The organism is Hansschlegelia quercus (genome assembly GCF_004310425.1).
GTDB lineage: Bacteria > Pseudomonadota > Alphaproteobacteria > Rhizobiales > Methylopilaceae > Methylopila > Methylopila quercus.
The window spans coordinates 49,815-61,882 of record NZ_SIUB01000006.1; the positions used below are offsets into that span (position 1 = coordinate 49,815).

13 protein-coding genes are annotated in these 12,068 nt (G+C 64.2%); 5 read left to right on the forward strand and 8 right to left on the reverse strand.

Features of this window, described 5'->3' with window-relative positions:
• The 7 genes from EYR15_RS12575 to EYR15_RS12605 form a co-directional block, all read right to left on the reverse strand.
• Positions 1-627 (reverse strand): class I SAM-dependent methyltransferase, encoded by a 627-nt coding sequence (locus tag EYR15_RS12575; protein ID WP_131003908.1) that lies wholly within the window; start codon positions 625-627, stop codon positions 1-3.
• Positions 615-1,328 (reverse strand): PIG-L deacetylase family protein, encoded by a 714-nt coding sequence (locus tag EYR15_RS12580; RefSeq protein WP_131003909.1) that lies wholly within the window; start codon positions 1,326-1,328, stop codon positions 615-617. The genes EYR15_RS12575 and EYR15_RS12580 overlap by 13 nt, the downstream gene beginning before the upstream one ends.
• The gene (locus tag EYR15_RS12585; protein WP_131003910.1) at positions 1,325-2,419 is read right to left on the reverse strand and encodes an acyl-CoA dehydrogenase family protein; all 1,095 of its coding nucleotides are present in this window, start codon (positions 2,417-2,419) and stop codon (positions 1,325-1,327) included. The genes EYR15_RS12580 and EYR15_RS12585 overlap by 4 nt, the downstream gene beginning before the upstream one ends.
• Complete coding sequence (locus EYR15_RS12590) at positions 2,409-3,479, reverse strand: glycosyltransferase family 2 protein (protein ID WP_280987318.1); 1,071 nt, start codon at positions 3,477-3,479, stop codon at positions 2,409-2,411. The genes EYR15_RS12585 and EYR15_RS12590 overlap by 11 nt, the downstream gene beginning before the upstream one ends.
• A gap of 90 nt (positions 3,480-3,569) precedes the next feature.
• On the reverse strand, positions 3,570-3,836 hold the full coding sequence (locus EYR15_RS12595) for a hypothetical protein (RefSeq protein ID WP_131003912.1): 267 nt from the start codon (positions 3,834-3,836) through the stop codon (positions 3,570-3,572).
• A complete protein-coding gene (locus tag EYR15_RS12600) occupies positions 3,836-4,567 on the reverse strand; it encodes a Crp/Fnr family transcriptional regulator (protein WP_131003913.1) in 732 nt (243 codons plus the stop codon). Before EYR15_RS12600 ends, EYR15_RS12595 begins: the two co-directional genes overlap by 1 nt.
• 111 nt (positions 4,568-4,678) lie before the next feature.
• Positions 4,679-4,924: a hypothetical protein gene (locus EYR15_RS12605; RefSeq protein WP_131003914.1), complete on the reverse strand. Its 246-nt coding sequence runs from the start codon at positions 4,922-4,924 to the stop codon at positions 4,679-4,681.
• Between the two features lie 305 nt (positions 4,925-5,229).
• Between EYR15_RS12605 and EYR15_RS12610 the strand changes: the two genes are divergently transcribed.
• On the forward strand, positions 5,230-6,144 hold the full coding sequence (locus EYR15_RS12610; protein WP_131003915.1) for a manganese catalase family protein: 915 nt from the start codon (positions 5,230-5,232) through the stop codon (positions 6,142-6,144).
• 164 nt (positions 6,145-6,308) lie between these two features.
• Here the strand turns inward: EYR15_RS12610 and EYR15_RS12615 are convergent, their stop codons facing one another.
• Entirely contained in the window at positions 6,309-7,643 is a 1,335-nt protein-coding gene (locus tag EYR15_RS12615; RefSeq protein ID WP_131003916.1) for an MFS transporter, read from the reverse strand.
• Between the two features lie 173 nt (positions 7,644-7,816).
• Between EYR15_RS12615 and cyoA the strand changes: the two genes are divergently transcribed.
• The 4 genes from cyoA (at position 7,817) to cyoD (ending at position 11,957) form a co-directional block, all read left to right on the forward strand.
• Entirely contained in the window at positions 7,817-8,881 is a 1,065-nt protein-coding gene (gene cyoA / locus EYR15_RS12620) for a ubiquinol oxidase subunit II (RefSeq protein ID WP_131003917.1), read from the forward strand.
• Positions 8,882-8,960: 79 nt separating this feature from the next.
• Complete coding sequence (cyoB, locus tag EYR15_RS12625) at positions 8,961-10,958, forward strand: cytochrome o ubiquinol oxidase subunit I (protein ID WP_131003918.1); 1,998 nt, start codon at positions 8,961-8,963, stop codon at positions 10,956-10,958.
• Position 10,959: 1 nt separating this feature from the next.
• Positions 10,960-11,592 (forward strand): cytochrome o ubiquinol oxidase subunit III, encoded by a 633-nt coding sequence (gene cyoC / locus EYR15_RS12630; protein WP_131003919.1) that lies wholly within the window; start codon positions 10,960-10,962, stop codon positions 11,590-11,592.
• Complete coding sequence (gene cyoD / locus EYR15_RS12635; RefSeq protein WP_131003920.1) at positions 11,589-11,957, forward strand: cytochrome o ubiquinol oxidase subunit IV; 369 nt, start codon at positions 11,589-11,591, stop codon at positions 11,955-11,957. The genes cyoC and cyoD overlap by 4 nt, the downstream gene beginning before the upstream one ends.
• The last annotated feature ends 111 nt before the right edge of the window (positions 11,958-12,068 follow it).

A 12,068-nucleotide genomic window follows, 5' to 3' on the forward strand; every position in this document is an offset into this window, starting at 1 on the left:
CTACTGAAAAGCGCGCATTCGACTGCTCTCGGAATTTGGTGAGCCGAGTCGCGGCGCTACGAACGCAGCCGCACGGAAGCGGCCTTCGGCGTGATCGAAGACGGTCCGGGCGGAGCGCTCGATCAATCGGCGGGCGCGGTCCTGCGCAAGCCAAGGCTTCTGCGCCGCATCGTCGAAATCACGGACATGATGAAGGAGCACCAGCCTCCCTCCCGGCGCCAATGCGCGCCTTAGCGCCGACATGGCCGCCGCGGCATGGCGCTCCGGGAGGTAATAGAGGATTTCGGACACGACGATGAGATCGAAAGGCCCGGGCGGGATGTTGTCGGGCAATCGGACCAACTGCAGCGTTACGTTTGGCAGGTCGGCCGTACGGCGCGCCGCCTCCCGCAGCGCCGTCGGCGAGGCGTCCACCGCCACGACGCGCGAGCAAATTTTCGCCAATTCCACGGTGGTGACGCCAATAGCGCAGCCAATCTCCAACGCCCTTCCAAAATGGCGAGTCCCACACGCTCTCAAGAGCACGCGACGTTTGTGAGCCTCGAACAGGGAGCCGACATAGTTCCAGGGATCAGGGTCGCTGCGAAATTTCTCATCGAACCCGTCGGCGTCGATCACTTTGCGCATGGCCGCCAGTATCGCTCGAGGTCGCCGGTCAGTCGGGCCACAGTCTCCTGCGTCAGCCGGAACGCTGTCGGATCGTCTGTGATCAACTCTCCGAGTTGAGAGACGTGAGCGGTGACCGCCGCTCGTTTCTGCGCAAGCGTTGCGGAGACGTCGATGTCCACGCGCTCCGCTTCCCCGCTGCGGGGCTGATCCTCTTCGCTCCCGAGCTCGTCAAGCCAGATCGCGTATTCGAGAATCGTCGGATAAGCCGACGCGGCTTCGAGCGCATCCATCGCGAGCGCCCAGGAATCACGGTGATCGCAATGCGGATCCCTGCGCCAAGGCAGCAGCGCAAGGCTTGGACGAAGGTCATTGACGACCTCGGCAAGGACGCCGAGGGCGCGCTCGTGTTCGGCGCTTCCCGACGCCGGCATGGCCGCATCGGGCAAGCGCAAGAAGACCGCATCCTCTTCGCCAAGGCCGAGCCGCCGAAGCGCCTCCTTCGCCTCCTCCTCCCGACAGGCGGCGAGACGTTCGCGGCTCCACGTCGGAGACGCCGGATGAGATGCGCCGCCGTCGGTCACGAACGCGACACGGACCCTTCCGCCTCGCGTCGCGAGCGCAGCGATCAGCCCGCCGCAGCCGAGCGCCTCGTCATCCGGATGCGGCGCGATAACAAGAGTCGGCGGCGGATCGGCGAGGAGAGAAGCGATCGAGATCATCCTGCCGCTCCATGACGAGCGTTCGGGATCCAGCGGCCATCCGCGATCGCCGCCCCGAAAGCGGTCGCGGCGCCATCGGGATTGGGCTGCCTCAAATAGGTCCGCATGTCGCGGATAAGCCGCTCGAGAGAGTGCGGCGCGATCATGCCGGCGGCGCCGACGCCGCGCTCGGCGTCTTCGAGCAAGGCGAGAGCCGCTGCTTCTACGGCGACGCGCGCCCCGTTCGCGGTCGCCATGAGATGAGTGCCGGCGGCGTCCTTCGCGACGACCGCCTGATCCCAGGCCTCGGCGGCTTTCCGCAGCCAGAGATAGCCCGTCTCGAGCCCGACGCCGAGGCGCGCGAGACGATGAGCCTGATGGGGATCTTTCGCGCGGTCGGTCTGCCGCAGATGGGCGACCGCGGCGTCGAATACGGCATGCATTCCCCCGACCTGTACCGCGAGGAACCGGATCGCGCCTCCCGAGAACCAGGGCTGCGCGACATAATCGTCGGCGCCGCCTAGCATCCAGCCCGGCTCCACGGTCACGCCGTTCAGATCGACGACATGGCTGCCGGAGGCGCGCATGCCGAGCGGCCGCCACCACGATCGATCCACCGGCCGACCGGCGACGGGCGTCACGATCATGCGACGGGCGCCGTTCTGGGTGACCGTGACGATCGCATGCGACAGGCCGTCGACGCCGGACGCGAAGTTCTTCTTTCCAAGCAGGTTCCCGTCCGGGTCGAGGCGCAGCGGATCGTCGGGCGCGTCCGTGTTCCACACGCCGAAAACGGCGCCGCCGGCGGCTAGTCCACGGTAGCGTTCGCGCTGCTTTGGATCGCCATAGGTCTGGATCAGCAGAAGCGCGTTCACATGGCCCTCGTAGATCCGGCCGACGCTGAGGTCGCCCCGTCCGACCGCCGCGAGCAGACGCAGCAGACGCAACGCCTCGCCCGAGCCGATCGGAGGCGCCGCTAACAGCCCTGCATCGTTCAATTGGGCGAAAGCGTTACGCGGGAAGCCGCCATCGGCGTCTCGTGCGGAGGCGTCGGCGGCGATCGCCGCCGTCAGCGCGGCGAGCCGTTTCGTTTCGCCGTCGTCAGGCAGCATCAAATTCACCGCGTAGATAGGCGATCCGATCGATCAGAGTTGCGATCGCATCGGAGACAAGCACCGTTTGGGGCGCCTCCGGATCGTCGGCGGCGTGCCGCTCGATCAACGCCGCAGGATGGGCGTCGCCGTCAAGATCGCTGGATAGCCCGAGTCTATCGAGCGTAGCGGAAACGAGCGCGAGCGGGGCGCCGTCCAACGCGCGCAACGCGGCCCGGCGCCTGAGGCGCTGCTCGATTGCCGCCGGGTCCTCGACAAATGTCGGCAGGCCTTGGGCCTCGGCCGCGCACCACGCTTTCAGACAATCAGCCATGCCGTTACGCGCGCGGCCATCGAGACGCGCCGATATGCTGACATGGAGATCCGGCGGATGCCGCAGGCGGTATCCCCCCGCCCTCGCCTTCGCGACGAACGCCAAATCTTCGCGAAACGGCAGCGGCTCCAGTCCCCCGAGCGCGCGATAGACGTCCGCCCTCACGGCGAGGCTTGCGCCCGTATGGTCGTGGTGGCGCGGCCAGGGATCGAACGGCAGGGGGTCGAGCAACGCGGCGAGTTCATCGCAGAGATCTTGGTAGCGGCACACGGAACGAGCCCTGCGGAGGAAGTCCGGGCCAAGCGCCGCCTCTTCGTCCGGATCGCCCACAAGCCGTCCGCCGACGAGGTCCGCGCCAGCGGCGAAAGCCGCCAGCGTCTGGCTTATCCAGTTCGGCGGCGGCGTCGCGTCCGCGTCCGTGGTGAGTATGACGCCGCCGTGTCCGGCGATGATGGCGGCCTCATCCATTGCGATGCGGCGAGCCTCTCCGACATGCGCCCGCTCCGGCGGAAGCTTGATGTTCCTTACAGTGAGCGCAAGGCGCGGATTGCGCCGCGCGGCTTGCTCCGCCACTTCCGCCGAGCGGTCTTGGCAGTTGTTCAGCACGACGACGACGTTCACCCCGGACGATCCCAGCCCCGCTTGGCCGGCAAGCGCGTCAAGCAAGATGGGAAGCCGCAATTCCTCATCTCGGGCTGGCACAGCGACGACAGCACGGGGAACGCTAACCAACGGAACCTCGAACACCGCTGCTTCAAACCTTTGTATAAGGCCGCACGTGGCGCGCAAACGTACGCGGCGGCGAGAGAGGCGGTTCAAACGCCGACCTAGTCAAGTTCACGGCGCCGCGGAGTCTCTAATGCCGGCAGTATCCTCAATCTGCTCGCCGAGCCATCGCTCCGCCTCCTGGAGATCTGCGAACAGTGGAGGTTCGACGCTGTCGACCCCGTTGAATCCTGCCTCAAGGCTCCACTGGCCAAGCGAGGTTCCGTGGCTTGGATCATCGAGGCGCACGAGAACCGCGATCAGCTTGCCGTGATGGAGAGCAAGCCGACCCTCCTCGTCAGCCGAACCAGTCGCAAGTCGGATCGGCTGAAACTCCATCAGACGCATCCTCCGTCTTCGCGGGCTTGCCTGAAGTGCAGATAACGCGGGTCGAACTGGGCAGCTCTTTTGAGGGCCGCGACGTCGGGTATCGTGATTTCGCGGCTCGTCTGGCGGATGAGACCGGCGCCTCGGAGCCGCTGCAGCGCCCGATTCACCGAAACGGTCGTCAATCCCACGGTGTCGGCCAACTCCGCCTGTGAGAGCTCAAGCTTGAAGCCGTGGGCGCTTGCATGGCCGACGACTTGCAGCCGGACCAGAAGCTCGCAAAGCAAATGTGCGACGCGCGCGCTCGGCGTGCGTCGCCCCATGTTGACGAGCCATTCCCGTAAGATCGCGGCGTTTACCAGCTCAGACCACCACAGCGCTCGGGCAAGCGCTGGTCGAGCGGTAAGCATCAAAATGTGCTCCTCCGTCAGCTCCGCGACTTGGCAGACGGTGCGCGCAGCCATCCCGTGGTCCATCTTATCGAGCAGAAAACTGTAGAGGTCGCAGAAATCGCCCGGCACCAAGTAGCCGATAATCTGACGTTTTCCGTCGGGAAGGGTCTTGTAGCGGTAGCCTTGGCCCTCGAGCATGACATGCACGATGTCCGTGTGGTCGCCCTCTCTGACGATGTGTTCGCCCACCTTGAGCGTGCGTCCTCGTCCGACTACGGCATGAAGTAGACGCTTGTCGTCCTCCGGCAGGGGATGCAAAGCCTCAAGCTTGCCGATGATCGAGGACGACATTCGGCCAAGCTCCAACAAAACGTCTTCAGAACAGTCGTTCTGATCTAGTGCCGCTTGACTTTAAAGGGGGGCGAGAGCGACTCGGCGGGGACCAAGATCTTGCTTCTGCAACTACTCGCGCGTGAACGAGAGCAGTGCAAGGCGGCAATCAAGGCTCCTGCAGATGCCGGCCGCTATATGTCCATCCAGCTGCATGTCCTCGAAGGCGACTTTGAGCCTCAGCAAAGCGGCATGCGCGTCTTCCTTGGCGGCCGCGAGATAATCCTCGATCTGGCGCTCTACGTTTTCGACGCTACTTTCGCTCCACGCTCCAGCCGCGACTGCGAAAGAAGTCAGACACCCCTGAAGGTCGCTCATTTCACAATTATAGATGGTGCAATAATGGGGCGCTATATACTCGTATAATAGGTTGTAGATAATTCGAATGTCCGGAGCCATTGGCCTTCTGGACGTTCACGCCGTGCGACGCTCTTCAGCGAAAAGCCGCCTGCGTCGATCGACGAGGCTTTATACCGCTTTAACGCATTTGGACCTTTCAGCCGCATTTCGCCAACGTCCTGGCGGTTTTAGGTCGGCCATACGGAACGTCCGCCCTTTCTGCGCTCTCTGCTCACGACGGCGATGAGCTTTTCCTTTTCGCGTCGCCGTCCAGGAGAGCACTCATGTTCATGCGAATTGATCGGCTTCAGGCCGAGCTTCCGAAGCCGAAGAAGGCCGACCCCAATGCAGCGGCGGCTTTGCAAGAACTGCTTGGCGGAAAATTCGGCGAGATGTCCACGCTGAACAACTACATGTTTCAGAGCTTCAATTTCCGTAACAAGTCCAAGACAAAACCTTTTTACAGCCTCGTCGCCAGCATCACCGCCGAGGAGCTCGGCCATGTTGAGCTGGTCTCGAACGGGATCACCATGCTGGCCAATGGTCCGACTCCGGAAAGCGATCACGACGACGATGTCTCGAAGGCGCCCTTCGAAGACATGAAAGACATCCGCTCCGCCGCCTCCTTCCTGCACGCCGGCGGCGGCGCGATGCCGGTTGATTCAAACGGCCTGCCCTGGAACGGGACCTTCGTGTTCTCGACCGGCAATCTGGTGCTCGACCTGCTGCACAACTTCTTCCTCGAGTGCGGCGCTCGGATGCACAAGCTACGCGTCTACGAGACGCTTTCGGATCCCACCGGCCGCGAGGTCTGCGGCTATCTGCTGGTGCGCGGCTCGGTGCATGCGCACTCCTACGCGCTCGCGCTCAAGAACCTGACGGGCGTCGAGATGGAGAAGATGCTGCCGACGCCGAACATCGACCTGTCGAAGATTCCAGAGTCCCAGAAATATCTTGACGAAGGCAGTCATCGCCGTCTCTACACCTGGGGCGAAGAGACTTACCGCGATATGGCGGCGATCTGGGGCAATGGCGAGCAGGCGCTCCCCGGCGATCCGCCCGGCGAGCTGGAAGTCGTCTCCGGCCATCCCGATGGCGGCAAGATCGATGAGCTGAAGGGCGCGTCTGCCGCGTTCACGACCGACTACGAGCCGGAAGAGATCTTCGATATCGCGAAGAAGTTGGCGAAGCTCGTTTGAGTTAGCGGGCTCCGCCAACGCGCTCGGGGCGGCTGACGCCTCATCAAAACCATGGTGCCGGTTCTCTCGCCTCGGCCTTACCGAGGCGGGAGAGCTGAGTTGATCGTGGACGGCGTCGTTCAGGCCTTTGAGATCAAGCAGCCGTCCTTCGTGTCGTGGCGAGGTTATGTGAGCTCAACAGGCCGATTTCGGCTGAGTCCAAGGGACGCAAGGGTGCACACTGCTCCCGAAAGCAGATAGACGCCCACCGACGTAAGCCCGAAGTTGCTCGCGAGCAGCAGAGCCACCAGCGGCGCAAAGCCCGCGCCGATGAACCATGCCGCCGTCGCCGTCGTGCCGGCGCCGGTGTAGCGGTGTTTGGGCGAAAAGCTGGCGTTCAGTGCGCCGGACGACTGGCCAAAGGCGATGCCTAGGAGCGCGAAGCCGACCAGGACATAGGTCCATTCGCCGGCGGGACCCCTCGCCAGCAATTGCGGCGCGACCAGGCTGTAGACCCCGATCAACACGGCGGAGACGCCGAGCACCATACGGCGGCTCACGCGGTTGGCGATCACGCCTGACAAGGCGACGGCCGCGAGGCCGACGGCTGCTCCCACCAGTTCGATGGTGAGAAAGCGCAGGGGCGGTTCGTTTGACTTGAGGACCGCCCAAGAGAGCGGGAACACCGTCACGAGATGGAAGAGGGCAAAGCTCGCCAGCGGCGCGAACGCGCCGAGGATGACGGTCCGCCCCTCCTCGCGAAGCAGCTCCAACACCCGCGACGGCTGCAGCTCGCGGTTCTCGAAGAGGCGCTGGAAATCGGGCGTGGAGATCAGCCGAAGCCTGGCGAACAAGGCCACGACGTTGATGACGAAGGCGACGAAGAACGGATAGCGCCAGCCCCAGTCGAAGAAATCCTCGGGCTTCAGGGTCGCGAGCAGGAAGGCGAACAGGGCGCTCGCCACGAACATCCCGATCGGCGCGCCGAGTTGCGGAACCATTGCGAACCAGCCGCGGCGCCTCGGGGGCGCGTTGAGGGAGAGTAGCGCCGGCAGCCCGTCCCAGGTCCCGCCCTGAGCGAAACCCTGTCCGATCCTCAAGAGCGCGAGGATGACCACTGCGACATCGCCGACCTGCGCATAGCCCGGCAGGAAGGCGATCGCGGCCGTCGATCCCCCGAGCAGGAAGAGTGCGGTGGTCAGCTTGACGCCGCGCCCGTGCCTGCGGTCGACCCACATGAAGAGCACTGCGCCGAAGGGCCGCGCGATGAACGCCAGCGAGAAGATGGCGAAGGAATAGAGCGTGCCCGTGAGCGCGTCCGCGTAAGGGAAGATCAGCGAAGGAAACACCAGCACCGACGCGATGGCGTAGACGAAGAAGTCGAAGAACTCCGACGACCGTCCGATGATGACGCCGACGGCGATCTCGCCGGGCCGGACCCGATGCTCTCTCGCGTTGATCAATCGCGCGTCGCGCTCGAGCTGGGTCGAGTTCGCGGGGCTAGCGGTCGTGGCTGCCATTCGTTCGGTCCTCTCGCCGGTCCATCAGGAGGCCGCGTTCCGTACGCCCGCGCCGCAATCGACCTCGCCGAACGCCATAGCGGCGAACAATCAGATTGGACTTGATCAAGATCAAAGCCGGCGAGCGTCGGGGCACCTATCCGGAGGCGGTGTTCAGATCAGGATTCAGCCTCATGAAACGGGCCGCCGGCCTCTTGCTCGTCACCGCTTTGTCGCTCCTGCTCGGGGGCTGCGAGAAGATGGTGACGATGTTCCCGACGGGCGACATAGCCCTTCAGCAGCGCAACCTGATCCTGTTCTCGGTCGGCGTCATGCTGCTCATCATCGTGCCGGTGATCGTGCTGACGGTCCTGTTCGCCTACCGGTACCGGTGGAGCAATCCGAACAAGGTCTACGATCCGACCTTCGACCATTCGACGAAACTCGAGCTGGTGATCTGGTCCTGCCCGCTGCTCATCATCATCGCGCTGAGCGTAGTGACCTGGACGAGCACGCATCTGCTCGATCCGTTCCGTCCCCTAGACCGGATCGCGCCGGGCAAGCCCGTCCCGGTCGATGCGAAGCCGCTGAACGTCCAGGCGGTGGCGCTCGATTGGAAGTGGCTCTTCATTTATCCCGACCTCGGGATCGCGACGGTGAACGAGCTGGCGCTGCCGGTGGACGTCCCCGTCCGCTTCGCCATCACCTCGTCCGACCAGTTCAACACCTTCTATGCGCCGACCCTCGCCGGCATGATCTACGCCATGCCGACCATGCGTTCGGAGCTGAACGCCGTGCTCAACAAGCCGGGCGAGAGCTGGGGTTATTCCGCGAACTATACGGGCCGCGGCTATTCGGACATGCGCTTCAAGCTGCGCGGCTTCGAAGCGGCCGATTTCGACGGCTGGGTCGCGGAGACGCGGGCCGCCGGCGGCTCGCTGGACCAGGCGAAGCTCATCGAACTCATCAAGCCCAGCGAAAAGGATCCGGCGGCGCGCTTCGCCTCCGCTGACGCCGGCTTGTTCGATCGCGTCCTCAATCGCTGCGTCGAGCCCGGCAAGCCCTGCATGGTCGACGTGATGCGACGCGACATGGAACGCGGCGGGGGCGACCCGAACAGCCATCACATGGGCGCCGGCATGCCATCGGGCCGCGAGGCCGAGCCGCTGATCGGCGACAGGCCGAAGCCCGCGCTCGAAAAAACCCCTGAGGAGAAGGGCGTCGGCCCGAACGTCACCGCCCCCGCCCATGGCCACTGATCACTTAGTCCGCCGTCGATCCTCATCTTGCTCCGGCGCCTTGCGCCGGGCCGCCTGATCCCTCGCTACCAGGTCCGCCATGACAGACGCTGTCTCCAAAACGATCTTCGGCCGCCTAGGCTGGGAATCGTTCCCGATCCACGAGCCGATCCTTCTCGGCACGTTCGCCGTCGTCGTTCTTCTCGGTTTGGTCATCGTGGGCGCGACGACTTACTTCCGGCTCTGGGGGTATCTCTGGAAGGAATGGTTCACGAGCGTCGATCACAAGAAGATCGGCATCATGTACATCATCCTTGCCATCATCATGCTGCTCCGCGGCTTCGCGGACGCCTTGATGATGCGCGCCCAGCAGGCGATCGCCTTTGGCGCCAATGAGGGATACCTGAACTCCCACCATTACGATCAGATCTTCACCGCCCACGGGACGATCATGATCTTCTTCGTGGCGATCCCACTGGTGGTGGGCATCGTCAACTTCGTGATGCCGCTGCAGATCGGCGCGCGCGACGTGGCATTTCCGTTTCTCAACAATCTCAGCTTCTGGCTGACGGTCGCGGGCGCGATCCTCACGATGGTCTCGCTGTTCGTGGGCGAGTTCGCGCGCACGGGGTGGCTGTCCTACGCGCCGCTCGCGGGCCTCGCCTACAGTCCCGACACCGGCGTCGACTATTATCTATGGTCGCTGCAGATCGCCGGCGTCGGAACGACGCTGTCGGCGATCAACATGGTCGCCACCGTCATCAAGATGCGCGCGCCCGGCATGACCATGATGAAGATGCCGGTCTTCTCCTGGACCGCGCTCTGCTCGAATGTGCTGGCGATCGCCATTTTCCCGGCGCTCACCGCCGCCTTCTTCCTGCTGATGCTCGACCGCTATGTCGGCACCGCCTTCTTCACCAACGATCTCGGCGGCGCGCCGATGATGTACTGGAACATGGTGTGGATCTGGGGCCACCCGGAGGTCTACGTCCTCGTCCTCCCGGCGTTCGGCATCTACTCCGAGATCACCTCGACGTTCAGCGGCAAGCGCCTGTTCGGCTATTCTTCGATGGTCTACGCGACGGTGGTGATCACCATCCTCGCCTACCTCGTCTGGCTGCATCACTTCTTCACGATGGGCGCCGGGCCCAGCGTCAACTCGTTCTTCGGCATCGCCACGATGGTGATCTCGATCCCGACCGGCGCGAAGATCTTCAACTGGCTGTTCACGATGTATCGCGGAAACATCCGGTTCGAACTGCCGATGATGTGGGTGGTCGCCTTCATGATCACCTTTGTGGTCGGCGGCATGACCGGCGTGCTGCTCGCAATTCCTCCGGCGGACTTCGTTCTCCACAACTCGCTGTTCCTGGTGGCGCACTTCCACAACACCATCATCGGCGGCGTCGTGTTCGGCCTGTTCGCCGCAATGGTCTACTGGTTCCCCAAGGCGTTCGGCTTCAAGCTCGATCCGTTCTGGGGCAAGGTCGCCTTCTGGGGCTGGGTTATCGGTTACTGGGTCGCCTGGACGCCGATTTACGTGGTCGGCCTGATGGGCACGGTCCGTCGCGTCCACCATTTCGACGATCCGAGCCTCCAGCCCTACTTCATCGTCGCGGCTGTCGGCGGGGTCATCATCCTGGTCGGCATTCTCGGCTTCGTGATGAGCATCGTCATGGGCTTCGTAAAGCGCGAGCAGCTGCGCGATACGACGGGCGATCCGTGGGACGGCCGCACCCTGGAGTGGTCGACCTCCTCGCCGCCGCCTCCTTACAACTTCGCCTTGACGCCCGTCGTGCACGACCTTGACGCCTGGTACGACATGAAGGCGCGCGGTTACGAGAGGCCCGCGGACGGCTTCCGCCCGATCCACATGCCGCGCAACACCGGCGCGGGCGTGATCCTTGCGGGCTTGGCGCTCGTGCTGGGCTTCGCGATGGTTTGGTACATGTGGTGGCTCGCCGCCCTGAGCTTCGTCGGCCTGCTGGTCGTCGCGGTGGGACACACCTTCAACTTCAAGCGCGACTTCTTCATCCCGGCCGGCGATGTCGCGGCGACTGAGGCCAAGCGCCGGCCGCTGCTTGGCGTGGGAGCCTGACATGACCGATCACGCTCTCGAGCCTCGCGGCGCCGCCGTCACCTGGCATCACGTCGGGGATGACGCTCACGACCATGGCGCGAACGCCACGGTCCTGGGGTTCTGGATCTACCTGATGAGCGACGCGCTCATCTTCGCCTCGCTGTTCGCGATGTTCGGCGTGGTCAGCACGGCCTACGCCGGCGGGCCTGTCCCGCGGGAGATCTTCGACCTTCCGCTGGTCGCCCTCAACACGGCGCTGCTGCTCGCCTCGTCGATCACCTTCGGACAGGCCATTCCGCACATCGAGGCCGGCCGCGTCGCGCCGACGCGGTTCTGGCTCGCAATCACCGGACTGCTGGGCTTGGCCTTCGTCGGCGTCGAGCTCTTTGAGTTCTCGCACCTGATCGCCGAGGGCGCTGGGCCTCAGCGCAGCGCGTTCCTGTCGGCGTTCTTCACCTTGGTGGGTACGCACGGCGCACACGTGACCGTCGGCCTGATCTGGATCGCCACGATGCTGGTCCAGCTCGGCCGGCACGGACCGAGCGGCGAGATGAAGCGCCGGATCGTCTGCCTGTCCATGTTCTGGCACTTCCTCGACATCATCTGGATCGGCGTCTTCACCTTCGTCTATCTCTATGGAGTTCTCCGTTGAGCGCGCATCTCCACGCCGAACACGACGTCCACGCGTCCGGGCATAGCCGCCGCGGCTACCGGATCGGCGTCGCGCTCGCGATTATCCTCACGGTCATCCCGTTTTGGCTGGTGATGTCGGGCGCGCTGCCCGATCCGGGCGTCACGGCGGCGATCATCTTCGCTCTGGCGCTCGTCCAGATCATCGTCCACGTCGTCAGCTTCCTCCACCTCGACACGCGATCGGAGGGCGGCTGGACGCTGCTCGCCTTTCTGTTCACGGCGGTGATCGTGGTGGTCACGATCGGCGGGTCGATCTGGGTGATGTACCATCTCAACACCAACATGATGCCGATGCCGATGCCGGATAGATCCGTCGCGCAGTAGCCATGGACAGCAGCCAGCAGGCGCCGTTGGCCCCGTCGAGCGGCCCGTAACCTTGAAGGTTAGCCGGTCACGGGAATTACCGAGCTAGAACGTCCGAAGAACCGCAGCGTG